Annotated in this window: 14 protein-coding genes; 9 read left to right on the top strand and 5 right to left on the bottom strand. The window is 63.0% G+C overall.

Annotation, left to right across the window (positions count from 1 at the left end; genetic code table 11):
* The first annotated feature begins 90 nt into the window (after window positions 1-90).
* From LB554_RS03600 to LB554_RS03590, 3 genes are all read left to right on the top strand, one after another.
* On the top strand, window positions 91-570 hold the full coding sequence (locus LB554_RS03600; protein ID WP_015318373.1) for a MarR family winged helix-turn-helix transcriptional regulator: 480 nt from the start codon (window positions 91-93) through the stop codon (window positions 568-570).
* Window positions 567-1,745: an HlyD family secretion protein gene (locus tag LB554_RS03595; RefSeq protein ID WP_140617141.1), complete on the top strand. Its 1,179-nt coding sequence runs from the start codon at window positions 567-569 to the stop codon at window positions 1,743-1,745. The genes LB554_RS03600 and LB554_RS03595 overlap by 4 nt, the downstream gene beginning before the upstream one ends.
* Before the next feature lie 306 nt (window positions 1,746-2,051).
* Complete coding sequence (locus LB554_RS03590; RefSeq protein ID WP_224583137.1) at window positions 2,052-3,584, top strand: DHA2 family efflux MFS transporter permease subunit; 1,533 nt, start codon at window positions 2,052-2,054, stop codon at window positions 3,582-3,584.
* A 47-nt stretch (window positions 3,585-3,631) separates the two neighbouring features.
* Here the strand turns inward: LB554_RS03590 and LB554_RS03585 are convergent, their stop codons facing one another.
* Entirely contained in the window at window positions 3,632-4,162 is a 531-nt protein-coding gene (locus LB554_RS03585; RefSeq protein ID WP_181171209.1) for a CAP domain-containing protein, read from the bottom strand.
* 70 nt (window positions 4,163-4,232) lie between these two features.
* Window positions 4,233-5,456, bottom strand: a complete 1,224-nt coding sequence (locus LB554_RS03580) for a TadE/TadG family type IV pilus assembly protein (RefSeq protein WP_140617257.1) — start codon at window positions 5,454-5,456, stop codon at window positions 4,233-4,235.
* Between the two features lie 251 nt (window positions 5,457-5,707).
* Between LB554_RS03580 and LB554_RS03575 the strand changes: the two genes are divergently transcribed.
* Complete coding sequence (locus LB554_RS03575; RefSeq protein WP_224583136.1) at window positions 5,708-6,532, top strand: DUF2189 domain-containing protein; 825 nt, start codon at window positions 5,708-5,710, stop codon at window positions 6,530-6,532.
* 4 nt (window positions 6,533-6,536) lie between these two features.
* Here LB554_RS03575 and LB554_RS03570 read toward each other — a convergent pair whose 3' ends face one another.
* On the bottom strand, window positions 6,537-7,169 hold the full coding sequence (locus tag LB554_RS03570) for a LysE family translocator (protein ID WP_224583135.1): 633 nt from the start codon (window positions 7,167-7,169) through the stop codon (window positions 6,537-6,539).
* 124 nt (window positions 7,170-7,293) lie between these two features.
* On the bottom strand, window positions 7,294-9,270 hold the full coding sequence (locus tag LB554_RS03565) for a TadE/TadG family type IV pilus assembly protein (RefSeq protein ID WP_224583134.1): 1,977 nt from the start codon (window positions 9,268-9,270) through the stop codon (window positions 7,294-7,296).
* 258 nt (window positions 9,271-9,528) lie between these two features.
* Here LB554_RS03565 and LB554_RS03560 point away from each other — a divergent pair, with 258 nt between their 5' ends.
* Together LB554_RS03560 and LB554_RS03555 are read left to right on the top strand one after the other, a co-directional pair.
* A complete protein-coding gene (locus LB554_RS03560) occupies window positions 9,529-10,389 on the top strand; it encodes a TIGR01459 family HAD-type hydrolase (RefSeq protein ID WP_224583133.1) in 861 nt (286 codons plus the stop codon).
* Window positions 10,390-10,395: 6 nt separating this feature from the next.
* Window positions 10,396-11,376, top strand: a complete 981-nt coding sequence (locus LB554_RS03555) for a bifunctional riboflavin kinase/FAD synthetase (RefSeq protein ID WP_224583201.1) — start codon at window positions 10,396-10,398, stop codon at window positions 11,374-11,376.
* A gap of 29 nt (window positions 11,377-11,405) precedes the next feature.
* On the opposite strand, the gene LB554_RS03550 is transcribed toward LB554_RS03555, so the two are convergent.
* Window positions 11,406-11,960 (bottom strand): HdeD family acid-resistance protein, encoded by a 555-nt coding sequence (locus LB554_RS03550; RefSeq protein ID WP_015318363.1) that lies wholly within the window; start codon window positions 11,958-11,960, stop codon window positions 11,406-11,408.
* A gap of 188 nt (window positions 11,961-12,148) precedes the next feature.
* On the opposite strand from LB554_RS03550, the gene LB554_RS03545 reads away from it, so the two are divergent.
* The 3 genes from LB554_RS03545 (at window position 12,149) to LB554_RS03535 (ending at window position 17,106) form a co-directional block, all read left to right on the top strand.
* Window positions 12,149-12,961 (top strand): MipA/OmpV family protein, encoded by an 813-nt coding sequence (locus LB554_RS03545; RefSeq protein ID WP_015318362.1) that lies wholly within the window; start codon window positions 12,149-12,151, stop codon window positions 12,959-12,961.
* Between the two features lie 283 nt (window positions 12,962-13,244).
* Window positions 13,245-16,229, top strand: a complete 2,985-nt coding sequence (gene ileS / locus LB554_RS03540; RefSeq protein WP_224583132.1) for an isoleucine--tRNA ligase — start codon at window positions 13,245-13,247, stop codon at window positions 16,227-16,229.
* 205 nt (window positions 16,230-16,434) lie between these two features.
* Complete coding sequence (locus tag LB554_RS03535; protein ID WP_224583131.1) at window positions 16,435-17,106, top strand: hypothetical protein; 672 nt, start codon at window positions 16,435-16,437, stop codon at window positions 17,104-17,106.
* Window positions 17,107-17,136: the final 30 nt, after the last annotated feature.

Genomic DNA, 17,136 nt, shown 5'->3' with positions numbered 1-17,136 from the left:
CCACACGCCTGTGTCCGCCATCCGCATTTGCCGGCTTTCATAGCGAAGTGGCATCTTGAATAGTAAGCACGCTTATTATATGTATCGCTCATGGTTTCAGATGGCATCGATAGATTGGGATTTTTGATCCACGACGTGCAACGCCTGATGCGCAAGCGCTTCGAGGCGCGCGCCAGCGGGCTCGGCCTGTCTTCGGCGCAATGGCGGCTTCTGGTCCGCGTTGCCAAGGAGGCGGGCGTTGCACAGGCGCGGCTCGCCGAACTGCTCGAAATCGAGCCGATCAGCGTTTCACGCCTGGTCGATCGGATGGAGGAGGGCGGCTGGATCGAACGCCGCTCCGACGCGACCGACCGGCGCGTGCGCATGATCTTCCCGACCGAGAAGGCGAATGCGGCTTATGCGGACGTCAAGAGCCTTGCTGGCGAGGTCTATGAGGAATCGCTCAGCGGCGTTTCGCCGGAAGACCGGCGCATTCTGATCCGGGCGCTGGATGTAATCGTGCAAAATCTGACGGACAGCGAAGCTTCGTCGCTTGAAAAGATCAAGAGTGCGGAAGGTGCGGCAGCATGAACGCGGTAGCCAAGGTAGAAGAAAACGCTCCCAAGGTGGAGATGGAAGCGCCGGTCCAGCCGGCATCAACCCCGGTCGCGGTCGCTCCTCCCGTGCAACCCGCGCCGGCGCCGAAGAAGAAGCGCCGCATCGGCCGCTTCTTTTTGATGTTCGCCTTGCCGGCGGCATTGATCATCGGCGGCGGCTATGTCTGGGTGACGGGCGGGCGCTACCAGGAAACGGAAAACGCCAATCTGCAGCAGGCCAAGGTGTCGATCGCCTCTGATACGGCCGGTCGTATCGTCCAGGTCGCCATAACGGACAACCAGACGGTCAAGCAGGGCGATCTCCTGTTCGCCATCGACCCCGAACCCTACCGGATCGCGCTCGCCCAGGCGGACGCCGCGGTTGCTACCGCGCGCCTCAATGTCGAGCAGTTGCGCGCGGCCTATAGCCAGGCGCTGTCGCAGCAGAAGTCCGCTGCCAGCGAGGTCGACTATGCGCAGTCGCAATTCGATCGCGCCGCCGATCTTGCCCAGAAGGGCATCAACGCCAAGTCGTCGCTGGATCAGGCCAAGAACGATCTCGACAAAGCCAGGCAGCAACTGGCTGTTGCCGAGCAAGGCATCATCAGCGCCAAGGCGGCACTCGGCGGCAACCCGGACATCGAAACCGACAAGCATCCGACGGTGATGTCGGCGCTCGCGGCGCGCGACAAGGCTGCCTATGATCTGGAGCAGACCACCGTGAAGGCGCCTGCCGATGGTGTCGTCTATCAAGCCGCGTCCTTCAAGGTCGGCCAGTATGTCGGCTCCGGCACACCGTTGTTTGCGCTGGTCGAGACCGGCGACACCTGGGTTGACGCCAATTTCAAGGAAACCCAACTGACCAACATGAAGCCGGGCCAGAAGGCGGAGATCGTGGTCGATACCTATCCGGGCAGGACCTTCGAGGCGACGGTCAGGGCTATCGGTGCCGGCACCGGCGCGGACTTCTCGCTGCTGCCCGCCCAGAACGCCACCGGCAACTGGGTCAAGGTCACCCAACGCATCCCGGTGCGCCTGGAACTGACCGACCCCGACGCCAAGATGGCGCTGCGCACCGGCATGAGCGCCTCTGTTACGGTCGATACGGGCGTCGCGCGTGGCTGGCCGTCGATCTTCGGTCACGCTACGGCCGGCGAGCCCGCGAAGTAGTCGGCAGAAGCCCGCGGAGACCAGGCGGGTGAAAGCGAGTTGAAGGATTGGTCTGACGGGAGGGGTGGGAAGGATCAGCGTTTGGGCCGAGCCGCGTGGCAGCCGTCCAAAATCTGAAATCTTCGACACGGACCTGTCGGTCCTCAGGTTTCCGGGCGGCAGGCATCCGCTCATCAGAGACTTTCAGTCGATGTAACCCCCACATCGATAATCGCGTCCCACCGCGACGAAGGTCTCTCAACGGAAGGCTTTGCCGCCCGGAAACCCGTTGTACACGTTTCTGTTACCTTCTGGAAGTTCTGCGCCATGAGCACGTCCGAACCATTCAAAGAAGTGCCGCATCGTGGCCTGATCACGGTCGCGCTCATGCTGGCGACGGTCATGCAGGCGCTCGACACCACCATCGCCAACGTCGCGCTGCCGACCATGACCGGCGATCTCGGCGCCTCGCCCGACAACATCAACTGGGTGCTGACCTCCTACATCGTCGCCGCCGCCATCATGACGCCTGTCACCGGCTGGCTCGCCGACCGTTTCGGCCGCAAGGAACTGTTCCTGACGGCGGTGGTTGGCTTCACCATCTTCTCGATGTTGTGCGGCGTGGCGTGGAGCCTGGAAACCATCGTGCTTTTCCGGCTGATGCAAGGTGTGTTCGGCGCCGCGATCGTGCCGCTGTCGCAGACCTTCCTGCTCGACATCAACCCCAAGGAGCGCCATGGTCAGGCGATGGCAATATGGGGCGCCGGCATCATGCTGGGACCGATCCTCGGCCCCACGCTCGGCGGCTGGCTGACCGAGAACTTCAACTGGCGCTGGGTGTTCTTCATCAACCTGCCGGTCGGCATCGTCGCCTTTCTTGGCATGGCGGCCTATCTGCCGGCGGTTGCCCGGCGGGTGCGCAGCTTTGATTTCTTCGGCTTTGCCATGATATCGCTCGGCGTCGGCGCCCTGCAGCTGATGCTCGATCGCGGTGGCGAGGTTGACTGGTTTTCCTCGGTCGAGATATGGATCGAGCTCGGTCTTTCGCTCACCGGCTTCTGGGTGTTCATCATCCACACGATGACATCGGAACATCCGTTTATCGATCCGAAGATTTTCCTCGATCGCAATTTCGTCACCGGGCTGGCGTTCATCTTCGTCATGGGCGTGCTGATCCTGGCCTCGATGTCGCTGCTGCCGCCGATGCTGTCGACCATCTTCGGCTATCCGACGGTCACCATCGGCATCGTCATCGGGCCGCGCGGTGTCGGCACCATGATTTCGATGCTCGTCGTCGGGCGCATCATGGGCAAGGTCGATGCCAGGATTCTCGTCGTCATCGGTTTCCTCCTGACCGCGCAGTCGCTCTACACCATGGCAAGCTTCACCCCGCAGATGGATAACTGGCTGATCCTCAGCTCCGGCGTGATCCAGGGCCTCGGCATGGGCATGGTGTTCGTGCCGCTGTCGACGGTTGCCTTCGCCACGCTCGACGCCCGCTACCGCACCGATGCAACCTCGCTGTTCAGCCTGGTGCGAAATCTTGGCTCGTCGATCGGCGTGTCGGTCGTGACCGTGCTGCTGGTGCGCAACACGCAGATCAACCACGCCGAGCTTTCAACCTTCATCAACCCGTTCAATCCCAATCTCTGGGCGGTCTCGCCGGCGGCCGCCGGCGGCGACCCGACGGCACTGTCGCAGGTCGACCGCATGGTCAATCTGCAGGCGATGATGATTTCCTACGTCAACGACTTCAAAATCCTGATGATCATGACGCTGGCCGCCATCCCGTTCGTCTTCCTGCTGCGCAAGCCGAAAACAGCGCCGGCCGGCGGCGCGCCTGCCGCTCATATGGACTGATGTAGCGGCTGCTCGTCAGCGGATGTCCGCTGCCGGCGATGTCTTTGCTACCTGCCGAGCACCAGCGACCAGTAGCGCAGGTTGGGGTCGCGGCCGTCACGGACATAGGCAAGTCCGAAGCGGTTGAAGTCCGGATCGAGTATGTTGCGCCGGTGTCCCTGCGAATGCATCCAGATATCGAACAGCTTCTGTTGGTCGAAACGGCCGGCCGCGATGTTCTCGGCCGCGGCACCGTGCACGCCATTGTCCCTCATGCGCGAGGCGAAATCCTTGCCCCAGCCGGTGGTGTGGCTCATGTTTTCACGCTGCGCCATGTAGCCGGCCTGCTGCAATGCTGCTTGCTCCAACTGCGCGTCCGGGGTCAGCGGGCCGCGCCCGGCCGTGGCGCGCAGGCTTGCCAGCGTGCCGGTTGCCGAGGAGGAAACCCCGGCGCCTTGCCCTGTCGGCAGCGAGACGGTGCTGCAGGCGGCAAGCCCAAGCAAGGCCGCCAGGCCAGCCGCCTTGAGCCCAGCCGCCTTGAGCCAGGTGCGCCTGTTCAAGTTCGCGATCTGATCGCAATCGATTTTCGAAGTGGTCATGCGTGCCTGACTCGGTCCCGATCATGGCTTTTGCCGGGCAGGCGGTGAAAAATCTCGATCGAAGCGGCCCCTAGTTCACAAGCGTGATGAGGCGGCTGGAGTACATCTCTCGATTTCCGAACACCGCCGTGCAGTCGGTCTTGATGGAAGAGTTGCCTGTCATCTGCACGGTCAAGCCAACAAGCCTCAGGCAGTCCCCCTGACCACTCATGTCCGAATTGCCGGCAAACGAAACGGCCGCGTCAGGCGCATAGACGAATCCGCTAATCACGGAATTTGCGCCGCCATTCAGGGTCAAGGCCGAAACGTTCCCGCGGCTCTGGAAGATGGTGATGCCGGCGTAAGGTCCGCTGGTGGGCGGGGAAAGGTTCACCTTTTCATTGGCATTTATGATGATCTGTGCCCCTTCCGTGAGGAATATGGTTACGCCCTGGCCGCTCAGGCTGCCATTCCCGCCCGGCTTCAGGGTGACGCCGCGCAAGATGTAGACGCCCGGGTTGAACGTGATGTTTCCTGACAATGTCTTGTCGCAATAGGTGCCGGGCGACAGCGTGTAGGTTTTGCCGTTCGGCACCGGCAGGCAAAGTGTGTAGGGGGGAGGGACGATGTCGGCCAGGGGATCGAAGGACGCATATTGATGTTCGAGCGGCGTGCCGCAGGTGAGATTGGCAGCGGGCGGAGAAAGCCCGGAAGTGCCACCGACGGCCGATACGCAGCCCGCCGAGACCTGCGCGGAACCGCCCCTGCTGACGGCATCGGACGCGTCCGAGTTTGCCGCGATCACGCAGTTGCTCATGGCGACATCGGTCGAGCCTTGCAGGCTCACCGCCGCCGACGCATGCGGATCGAGCGCCAGCACGCAGGCCTGGGCGCCCGGGTGCATCTTGACCGTCGCCGACCGGTGAGCTGGCCAGGGGGCAGCGCCGTTGATGAAGCTCGGACGGTTGATGCCGGACGACAGCGAGATGTAATAGGCGCTCGGATCGCCGCTGGCGGTGGCCGAAAAGGCGGAAACGCTGTCTGAATATTCCTGTTGGTCGGCAATGCTCAAATTGGCTGCGAAGAATGTCAGCCCAAGCCCCTGGACATCGTTCGCGCTCATGCTGGGCAGGTATTTGGTGCCGACGGCAAGGCCAGCCGCGTCCAGCGAGTTCTGCAGTTGCGCGGCGTCATCGCTCGTGCCCGTCAGGTCGAGGGTGCCGGCGACGACAGCCATTATCGGCAGCAAGGCTACGGCGGTCGCCATGGCGAAATTGCCGCGTTCGCAAGACCAGAAGCCCTTCAATGTGAACATCGCCCCTCGCCAACGTTTGTAAAGCTCAGGTGATACGCTCTGGGTCTCTACGAGTAATTTAAGCAATAGCTAAAATGCATGGATTCTAAAATGAACTCAGTGGTTCGCCAGACGATGACCGCTCAGCAAACCTTATGAGACGCGGGCGACAATCCCGGGAAGATCGGCTATCATGCGAGCGTTCTTGAAGTGGCAGCTACGGGCAGCCACCCTAGGCGGTGACCGCCCCCCGAGAAAAACGGAGGAAGGTTATGGCCGGGTTTCATGTCATGGCGGACGCGTACGGGATGCATGTGCAACCAGCGGTCCGCCGAATTTCCACGGCGGACCTCTGGGACGCGCTCAGGCTTGGCGCCGAGGACTTCTGGGCCAAGCCCTCGCATTACGTGTTCCTGTGCCTGATCTATCCGGTCGCCGGCCTGATCCTGACGCAGTGGACGTCCGGCTCCAACGCCATCCAGCTCGTCTATCCCTTGATGTCGGGCTTTGCCCTGGTCGGGCCGTTCGCCGCGATCGGACTCTATGAGATCAGCCGCCGGCGCGAGCTCGGCATGAACACCAACTGGCGGCATGCGCTCGATGTTCGCCATTCATCGGCGCTGCCCTCGATAGCGGTTATCGGCATCATGCTGTTCGCGCTGTTCCTGTTGTGGCTGTTCACGGCGCAGTCGATCTACACCAGCCTTTTCGGCGGCGAGCCGCCGGCTTCGGTCGGGGCCTTCCTGCGCGATGTGCTGACGACCAGCAAGGGCTGGAGGCTGATCCTTCTCGGCAACGCGGCCGGCCTGGTCTTCGCGGTGGTTGTGCTGGCGACCACGGTCGTTGCTTTTCCGCTTCTGCTCGATCGGGATGTCGGCGCCGTTTCGGCGATAGAGACCTCGGCGCGCGCGGTCATGGCAAATCCGCTGCAGATGGCGCTATGGGGCCTCATCGTCGCGGTGCTGCTGGTGATCGGCTCGATCCCGCTGTTTGCCGGTCTCGCCGTCGTCATGCCGATCCTCGGCCACGCGACCTGGCATCTCTACCGCAAGGTGGTCGAGCCGGCCCAGATCCGGCCGCTGCGCCGGCCGATGTGACGCTTCAGCGCTGCGCGTCGGTCGCCATCTTCAGCGCCAGCGCCGTCAGCACGGTTCCCATCATCCAGCGCTGGATGACCAGCCACAGCGGGCGTCCGGCGAGGAAGGTGGCGATCGAGCCGGCCGTCAGCGCGATGACGGCGTTGACGCTGAGGCTGATCGATATCTGCGTCGCGCCCAGCACCAGAAGCTGCGACAGGACATGGCCCTTGCCGGGGCTGATGAACTGCGGCAGCAGCGACAGATAGAGAACGGCCACCTTGGGATTGAGCAGATTGGTCATCAATCCCATGGCGAACAGCTTGCGCGGCCGGTCCTTCGGCAGGTCGCGCACCTGGAATGGCGAGCGTCCGCCCGGTTTCACGGCCCGCCAGGCCAGCCACAAGAGGTAGAGTACGCCGGCAAAGCGCAGCACATCATAGGCATAAGGCACCGCGATCAGCAGCGCCGTGATGCCGAACGCGGCCGACAGCACGTAGAACAGGAATCCGACCGCAACCCCGCCAAGCGAGATCAGTCCGGCCTTCGGCCCTTGCGACAGTGAGCGCGAGATCAGATAGATCATGTTCGGACCCGGCGTCAGCACCATGCCGAGGCAGACCAGCGCGAAGGCGAGATGGTTGGCGGTATCGGGCATTGTTCGTTCCCCAGCCTGCCGCGATGGATGAGAGACCATGCGAGCGGCCAATCTGTGCCTGTCACCGCAGGCGCCCGCAAGGGCTTGACGGCGCCGGGCGTTGCGCCAGGGGAACGAACTCGGGTTAGCCGACGACGCGCAGGTTCGACAGCTCGTTGCCGATTTCCTTGAAATCGTTTGCCAGGCTGGCGCCGGTCGCATTCCAGAACAGCTTCGCCGGTTTGCTCGGATCCGTCGCATCCTTGCGGAAGCGCGAATTCGACGAGCAGGATTTCAGCGCATCGATCGCCAGCTTGTCGCTGGCCTTGGTCGTCGACAGGTCGAGCGCCACCGTCATCACCATGATGTTGGCTGCCTTGGCGTTGTTGCAGAGCGTGGCCATCTGCTCGTTGAGGGCATTGGTGTAGTTGCCGTTCGAATAGTCGAACTGACCGATGGCGCTCGATGTGCCCATGAACAGGCGTCCGACCGAGGTGCCGTTGTAGCCGGGGTTGAGGTAGCCGAAGGACGCGTAGGTCGATTTCGAATTGGCGGGGTCGGAATAGCCCAGCGAGGATGGCGTATAATAGGTGTTGGCGCCGTCGGTCAGCACGATCACAACCTTGTCGTTGCCTCTTTCGGTTTCCGGGCGCCCTTGCGTGAACGGCTCTCCGCTCGAGACCACCCGCCAGCCCCAGGCCATGCCCTCGGGAACATTGGTGCCGCCATTCGGCTGCATCAGGTCGATCGCCGCCTTGATCGAGGTGAGCCCGTCGGCGACGCTGACATCGGTCAGCGGCGTGATCGGGTTGGTGGTGCAGCTGTAATTCGGCCCGTTGCCGGCAGGCAGTGCCGGCGCATCGATCGGCCGCGGCTGGAAATATTTGGCCATGTTGCGCAGCCGCGATTGGCCGCTGCTGCTTGATGGATCGTCGTTCCACCAGCTGTTGATGGCACCATAAGTTACCGGTGCGGCCTCGTCGGGGTCCTGGGTGAGTCTCCAGTGATTGCCGGGTTCGTCGGGCGCGAACATCGGCACGAACATCGTTGCCGGATCGCCGACCCCGATGCCGGTGTTGGCCGAGCCACCGGACGGCGTGGCGTCGTTGATATTGTAAGGGTAGGGCCGTGCCTCGACGCAGCCTTGCCAACTGGCGAACGGACCGTAGGAATCGACATAGTCATATTCGTTGTGGCTGCTTTTGCAGGTGTTGTTCGAATTGTATGCGTCGCAGACCACGCGCTTGCTATTGACGACACGCTCGTGGTTGGTGACGACCTTCATGTCGCGATAAAGCGAAAACCGGGTCAGCATCTGGCCTTCCTCGGTTCCCCAGCCGGTGCCACGCTTGTACCAGATGCCGTTGGTCTGCTGGGCGTATTTGTTGGCGCCGTTCAGCGTCGACCAGTCGAAATTCTCGTTCGATACCGGCGACAGACCCTCGGTGTCCATCCACGAGGCGTTGCCGTTGCCGGGGCCGACATTGACGGAGGCGGCAAAGGGCACGAGGCCGAATTGCACCGGCCTGTCGACCTGCTTGATCATCGCGGCCTGCTGGGCAAGCGTGTCGACCAGTTGCTTGGCCGCTGTTTTGAGCAGATCGATGCGCTTTTGTCCTGAGCCGGTGCCGGGCGTGACCATCGATCCGGAATTGTCGAGCACCAGGGCAACCTCCAGCGTATTTTTCAGCCGTACTTCCGAGCATGCAGTGAAACCGATATCGGTTTCGCCGGTGCCGCCGAGCAGTATCTTCGCCGTCGGCAGGAAATAAGGATCGTAGGTCAAGGTGCTGCAAATCTTCATTGTTCCGCCGCCAGCGGTGCTGCTGGGCAATGTGAGATTGAGCGTCGCCTTGGCGGGATCGATGCTGTTCAAATTGGCGTTGAAAAAGTCGAGCGCGTAGGCTCTCAGCTGATCGTCGGTGGCGCCTTCCGTCAGCCGGCGGGCCGTGGCGAAGTTGGCGGCGTCGAGCGCGTTCATCACCATCTGCTTTTCACGGTTCATTTCCGTGAAATCGACCGCGATCGCCAGGCCGCCCATCAGAGGCACCATCGCCACAGCCGTCATGAGAGCATAGTTGCCGCGCCTGTCGCGGCGGAACTGACGCCAGATTTCAAACATGCTTGCAGCGGCCCCCGCCGACGGATTCTCGGCCGGCGCCAGCTTTCCACAAAACGCTGAAGGACGGGTTTGGGAAACCGCTCTATTGCTTGGTCGGCGCTTCACCAACCGCTAACCAATCAAGGCCGCGGCTTGCGCCGCAATTCGCGCCGATCAAGGCGAAAGCTGGTGACAGCATGGGCCGGTTCGGATAATTCGAACCGGCCGCGGGGAACCGTCGGCCGCTGTAACCGCAACGATCACACTGAAGGAAACGGCATGGCGGATTCGCCTGAAATCGTCGGCTCGCTCGAAGACGTCTCGAAAGCCTATTCGGCAATTTTTTGCGATGTCTGGGGGGTGGTGCACAATGGCGAATGGCATTTTCCGGCAGCCGCGGCTGCGCTGGCGGCGGCAAGGGCGGACGGCACTCCTGTCGTTCTGATCACCAATTCGCCGCGCCGCAGCGCCGATGTCGTGGAGCAGATGAGCGTGATCGGCGTCCCGCTATCAGCCTATGACCGTGTGGTGACCTCGGGCGACGTGACCCGTGATCTGATCGCGGAGGGCCCGCGCAAGGTCTTCCACATCGGCGCCGACCGCGATCTGACCCTTTATGACGGCCTCGATGTAGAACTCGTCGAGGAGTTCGAGGCCGCCGGCGTCGTGTGCACCGGACTGTTCGACGACGAGGTCGAAAAACCCGACGACTATACGGAACTGCTGCGCCGGTTGCGCGCCAGGAACCTGCCGTTCATCTGCGCCAATCCCGATATCATGGTGGAACGCGGCGAACGGATCATCTGGTGCGCCGGCGCGCTCGCGCGCGACTACGCGCAGCTCGGCGGTCGCACGCTGATCGCCGGAAAACCCTACGCGCCGATTTACGAGGTCGCGATGAAGGAGGTGGCCGAGATCCTCGGCCGGTCGGTTGAGCGTTCGCGAATACTGGCAATCGGCGACGGCATGATGACCGACGTCAAGGGCGCTGCCGACAATGGTTTCGACGTCCTCTATGTCTCTGGCGGCATTCATGCCCGCGACTATGGCGATCCATCCCGGCCGGATCCGGCAAAGCTCGGGCTCTTCCTGGAGCGGCACGGCTATCGTCCGGTGGCCGTGATCGCAAGACTGCAGTAGGTGGCAATGGTGGCGTTCCAGCATCTTACGACAACCGCGCCGCTGCCCGCCGATCTGCGAGGGGGCGTGGTCGCGATCGGCAATTTCGATGGCGTCCACCGCGGCCATCAATCCGTGCTCGAACGGGCATTGGCGGAGGCCGTGCGGCGTGGCGTACCGGCCCTGGTGCTGACCTTCGAACCGCACCCGCGAACGGTTTTCAGGCCTGATCTGCCGCTTTTCGTGCTGACGCCGCCGCCGATGAAGGCGCGCCTCCTGTCGCTGCTGGGCTTTGCCGCGCTCGTCGAGCAGCCCTTCACGCGCGACTTCGCCTCGCTGTCGGCGGAAGCCTTCGTCACCGATGTGCTGGAGAGGGCGCTGGGCATTACCCACGCCGTGACCGGTTTCGATTTCCATTTCGGCAAGGACCGCCAGGGCGGGCCGGCTTATCTGATGGCTGCCGGCGAGCGCCACGGCTTCGGTGTTACCCTCGTCGACGCCTTTCGCGACGAAGGCGCCGAGGTGGTTTCGTCGAGCCGCATCCGTGCCTTGCTTTGCAAGGGCGAGGTGGCCGAGGCCGCCGGTCTGCTTGGCTATCGCTTTACGGTGGAAAGCGAGGTTGTCGGCGGCCAGCAACTCGGGCGAACGCTCGGCTTTCCCACAGCCAATATGAGGCTTCCGGCGGAAGCCACGCTCAAGGAAGGGATCTACGCCGTCCGCTTCCGTCGCGCGGACGGTACGCTGCACGACGGCGTCGCCAGCTTTGGCCGCCGCCCGACCGTCGACGACAATGGCGCGCCGCTCCTGGAAACCTTCGTCTTCGATTTTTCCGGCGATCTCTATGGCGAGACTTGCGAGGTGTCGTTCTTCGGCTTCCTGCGCAGCGAGATCAAGTTCGACGGGCTCGACGCATTGGTCGTGCAGATGAAGCGCGATGAAGCCGAGGCCCGCGCGCTGCTTGGCGGCGTCAAGCCGCTCTCCGGCCTGGACGCCGCGGTGGCGTTCTGAAGCATGATCCCGAAAGGGGAAACGAGTTCCTATTTCTTCAACGCAAGGCCGACGGCGATGAAGGTCCAGCCCTGGAAGATCAGGTCGATCGCCAGGAACAGTCCGAGCACCCACAGGCTGTTGACCGGCCAGCCCATGGCGATGATCAGGCCCGCGAGCACGCTGATGACGCCCGCCGCGACAATCCAGCCCCAGCCGCGCTCCGGACGGTGGCTGTAGCCGACCCAGGCCCGCAGCGCGCCGGAAGCTACGAGCGCGATGGCCAGCAGGAAGGTCAGCACCGCCGAGGCGAGCAGCGGATTGTCGAAAGCGAAGAACCCTGCGACCGCATAAAGCAGTCCGCTGAGCAGCCAGTAGAAGAAGCGGCCCCAGGTCTTGACCCCGAAAGCATGCATGATCTCGATGATGCCGGCCACCAGCATCAGCCATCCGACAACGTAGACGGAAGCCACCGTGGCGATGAACAGATTGCCGAAGGCTACACCGCCGAGGATCAGCAGCACCACGCCCAGACCGACGAACCATCCCCATTTGTCACGCGTCCGGCCGATCGCGTTCTTCAGAGTATCGCCGTGCAAGGTCATGTCGCCACCTCCATAGAGGACCCCCAGCATGCAGGGAGGTTACCCTCGGCGCCGACCCGCGTCCAGCCGATGGCGGGCGCGATGGTGCAGGCAATGCGCGCTGGATGTCTTGCCCTTAAATCAAATTTTACCAAAGCCTCGTCAAAGCTGTCGCCGCAGGGCAGTTGTATCGTGTTAGTGGAGTGACCATGAGTCAGGTCGGGAAGATTTCTGTAGCCGTGGCTACTGTCGTGCTCGCCATGTCAGGCGCGGCCGAAGCCGGTGATGGCGCTTTCGGCTGGCTGTCCGGCGACTGGTATCTGACGGTCGGCGCGACCGGCCTGGTGGCGCCCAATTTCGAAGGCGGCAAGAAATACATGCTGAGCGCCCAGCCCATCATTTCGCTGGGCAAGGCCGGCCCTGCGGCTCGCTTCACCTCACGCAACGACAATATTTCGCTGGCGCTTGTCGACGACGGCGGCGTCCGTGCAGGCCTGACCGGCAAGTTCCTGTTCTCGCGCGACGACGGCGATGCCGACGAGCTCAGGGGGCTCGACCCGGTCCGCTGGGGCGGCGAGGTCGGCGGCTTCTTCGAATTCTATCCGACGGACTGGATGCGCGCGCGCGCGGAATTGCGGCATGGCATCCGAGCCCATAACGGCTTTGTCGCCGACATCGCCGCTGATGCTTTCTACGACCTGACGCCAACCGTCAGGATCTCGGGTGGCCCGCGCGTGTCGTTCGCCTCGGCGAACTATTTCGATGCCTATTACGGTGTCAACGCGCAGGAAGCCGTGGCCTCGGGCCTGAGCCAGTACAATCCCGGCGGCGGCCTGAAATCCGTCGGCCTCGGTGGCGCGGTGACCTGGAAGGTGACCGATCCGATGACTGCCAGCCTGTTTGGCGAATATTCGCGCCTGGAGGGTCCGGCCGCCGATTCCAGCCTGGTCAGGGAGCGTGGCGACCGCAACCAGTTCATGGTCGGCGTGTCGACCACCTACCGCTTCGACTTCAAGATGTAAGCGAATCGAACGAGACGCTTTATTCCTGCGCTCTTCTCCGCTAAAAGCCCAGCAATGACGAGCTTTTTGCGCCTTCACGCGCCGACGATACGAATTACCAGCCCGGTGTTCCCAGCAGCCTGAAGGCTGTAGGAGCCGCCGGGAATATTGCGCGCGGCCTCTCGCGCTTTTCCAGATCATCAAAGCATGTCGCCCCGAGTGGGCCCCTTTTTGGGAACGGCATGCGTGTAAAATAGAGTTTCACGCCGCAAGCCACGTGGCCCGGCATGCACATGGCAGACCAATGACCGACGAAACCCAATCGACGATCGACTATTCGAAGACCCTTTATCTGCCGCAGACGGAGTTTCCGATGCGCGCCGGCCTGCCCGAGAAGGAGCCGGTGCTGGTCAAGCGCTGGCAGGACATGGACCTCTACCGCAAGCTGCGCGAGAGCGCGGCGGGGCGCACAAAATACGTGCTGCATGACGGTCCGCCCTACGCCAACGGCAACATCCATATCGGCCACGCGCTGAACAAGATCCTCAAGGACGTCATCACCCGCTCATTCCAGATGCGCGGCTACGACTCGAACTATGTGCCCGGCTGGGACTGTCACGGCCTGCCGATCGAATGGAAGATCGAGGAACAATACCGCGCCAAGGGCAAGAACAAGGACGAGGTGCCGGTCAACGAATTCCGCCAGGAATGCCGTGAATTCGCCGCGCACTGGATCTCGGTGCAGGGTGGAGAGTTCCAGCGTCTCGGTGTCATCGGCGACTTCAAGAACCCTTATACGACCATGGCCTTCCACGCCGAGTCGCGCATCGCCGGTGAATTGTTGAAGTTCGCCATGTCCGGCCAGCTCTACCGTGGTTCCAAGCCGGTGATGTGGAGCGTCGTCGAGCGGACTGCGCTCGCCGAGGCCGAGATCGAGTACCAGGATTACGAGTCCGACACGATCTGGGCGAAGTTTCCGGTGGCCAATCTCGTCGTCGCCAGTGTCGTGGACGGGCAGCCGGCGGAGCTCGATCCGGACCTGAGCGGCCGGTCGCTTGACCTGCTGGATGCTCATGTCGTCATCTGGACGACGACGCCGTGGACCATCCCGGGCAATCGTGCCGTCAGCTATTCGCCGCGTGTCGCCTATGGTCTCTACGAAGTGACGGCGGCCGAGAATGCGTTTGGCCCGCAGCCAGGCGAGAAGCTGATCTTTGCCGATGCGCTGGCAGAGGAAAGCCAGGCCAAGGCCAAGGTCATCTTGAAGCGTCTTCACGGCATCAGCGCCGAACAGCTTGGAAATCTTGTGCTTTCGCATCCCTTCAAGGGCCTCGGTGGCGGCTATGAATTCCCGGTTGCGATGATTGCCGGCGACCATGTCACCGACGATGCCGGCACCGGCTTCGTGCACACCGCGCCCGGCCATGGCCGGGAGGACTTTGATGCCTGGATGGACGCAGCGCCCGCGCTGCGCCAACGTGGCATCGACACCGAAATCCCGTTCACCGTCGACGATGCCGGCTTCTTTACCAAGGACGCGCCGGGCCTCGGCCCGGACCGCGAAGGCGGAGCCGCGCGCGTCATCGACGACAATGGCAAGAAGGGCAACGCCAACCAGGCGGTCATCGACGAGCTGATCAAGCGCAACGCGCTGTTCGCGCGCGGCCGGCTGAAGCACAGCTACCCGCATTCATGGCGTTCGAAGAAGCCGGTCATCTTCCGCAACACGCCGCAATGGTTCGTCTACATGGACAAGGACCTCGGCGACGGCACCACGCTGCGGGGCCGCGCGCTGAAGGCCATCGACGAAACGCGCTTTGTCCCGGCCGCCGGCCAGAACCGCATTCGCGCCATGATCGAGGAGCGCCCGGACTGGGTGCTGTCGCGCCAGCGCGCCTGGGGCGTGCCGATCGCCGTCTTCGCCGACGAGGATGGCAATGTGCTGAAGGATGAGGCCGTCAACCGCCGCATCATGGACGCCTTCGAGGCGGAAGGCGCCGACGCCTGGTTCGCGCCCGGCGCCAAGGAGCGCTTCCTCGGCAATCACGATGCCTCCAAATGGAAGCAGGTGATGGACATTCTCGACGTCTGGTTCGATTCGGGCTCGACACATGTCTTCACCTTGGAAGACCGGCCCGACCTGAAGTGGCCGGCCGACGTCTATCTCGAAGGCTCCGACCAGCATCGCGGCTGGTTCCACTCCTCGCTGCTCGAAAGTTGCGGCACCAGGGGCAGGGCGCCTTACGACACCGTCGTCACCCATGGCTTCACCATGGACGAGGATGGGCGCAAGATGTCGAAATCGCTCGGCAACACGGTCGTGCCGCAGGATGTGATCAAGCAGTCCGGCGCCGATATCCTGCGGCTCTGGGTGGTGACGACCGACTATTGGGAAGACCAGCGCCTCGGCAAGAACGTGCTGCAGACCAACATCGACGCCTATCGCAAGCTGCGCAACACCATACGCTGGATGCTGGGCACGCTCGCCCATGACGATGGTGAGGTCGTTCCCCTGGAGACGATGCCGGAGCTTGAGCGGCTGATGCTGCACCGGCTGGCCGAACTCGACGAGGTGGTACGCCAGGGCTACGACGCCTTCGAGTTCAAGCGCATCACACGCGCACTGCTCGATTTCATGGTGGTCGAGCTGTCGGCCTTCTATTTCGATATCCGCAAGGACGCGCTCTACTGCGACGGCCCGTCGAGCGTGAAGCGCAAGGCCTCGGTCCAGGTGGTGCGCCATCTCTTCGACTGCCTGGTGAAATGGCTGGCGCCGATGCTGCCCTTCACCATGGAGGAGGCGTGGCTCGAGCGTCATCCCGATGCGGTGTCGGTGCATCTCGACGAGTTCCCGCAAATCCCTGCGGGTTGGAGGAACGAGGCGCTGGCGGAGAAATGGCGCAAGGTCAGGCAGGTGCGCCGCGTCGTCACCGGCGCGCTCGAGATTGCGCGTGCCCAGAAGGTGATCGGCTCCTCGCTGGAGGCTGTCCCCGTGGTCACGATCAACGATGCGGCGCTCGAGGCGGCGATATCGGACGTCGACATGGCTGAAATGGCCATCACCAGCGATCTCGTCATTGCCCATGGCGAGGCCCCGCGAACCGCCTTCGCCCTCGATGATGTCAAGGGCGTTGCCGTGGTCGTCGAGAAAGCGGAGGATCGCGGCCTGGTCAAATGCGCGCGTTCCTGGCGCTACACCGCCGATGTCGGGCAGGATTCCGAGTTCCCGGATGTTTCGGCACGGGATGCCGCGGTGCTGCACGAACTGAAAGCGCTGGGAAGGCTCTAGTGCCTGTCGCCCAAAGAAGTGCACAAATGCCACGCCGCGCGGGTGCAAACCCGCCCGTGCGTTGCCCTTAACGAGTGGTTGAGGTAAACACGCGAAACTCCGGAAGACAAATTGTCGCCGGATTTCCGTCGCAAGTGCTTGCACGATGGGGACCGGACACAAGGCCGGTGCGATCGAGAGGTTGTCTAGAGTGGGACTTTTTGGCATGACCGAAAGATATAACGCGCGCCTTGCGCTGCTGGCGCCGCTTGTCGCATCGGGCGTCGCTTTGTCCGGCTGCATGGGCTCTCCGACCTACGGCACCGACAAGACCGCCGCCGAGCAGCTGGCCGGCGATCTTACAGGCGCCGTTTCCTTCGCGCCGAAGCGCAAGGACCCGATCGACTACAAGCCACGTCCCACCCTGGTGAAGCCGGCACCTGGCCAGAAGGAAGCGCTGCCTGCCCCGCAGGAAAGCATCCAGACGGCAAACGCCGGTTGGCCCGAATCGCCCGAGCAGCGCCGCGCGCGCCTGCGCGCCGACGCCACCGCACACCAGAATGATCCGGCCTACCAGTCGGAGATCGTCGATGACGTGCAGACGGATCCGGCTTCGGTGAAAAGGGCGATGGAGGAATCAGGATCCAGCCACCCGCCGGCGTGGAAACCCGCCGATTCCGACAAGGGCCGCGCCGCCGAGATCCAGCGCCGCCTTGCCGAGAGCAAGCAGGGCGATCCGAACACGCGTAAATACCTCAGCGAGCCGCCATTGGCCTACCGTGTCGCCTCCGATGCCGCGCCGCAGAACGAACTCGGCGAAGACGAGTACAAGAAAGAACGCGCTCTCAAGGCAAAGGCCGAGGGTAAGAAGGGCGGCTGGTTCGACTGGTTGCAGTAAGAACAAGTCGCCCAGGTCTTGCGGCGGCCT

The sequence above is a fragment of the Mesorhizobium sp. CO1-1-11 genome (assembly GCF_020164995.1).
GTDB lineage: Bacteria > Pseudomonadota > Alphaproteobacteria > Rhizobiales > Rhizobiaceae > Mesorhizobium > Mesorhizobium australicum.
This window is presented reverse-complemented; position numbering and strand designations above follow the sequence as displayed.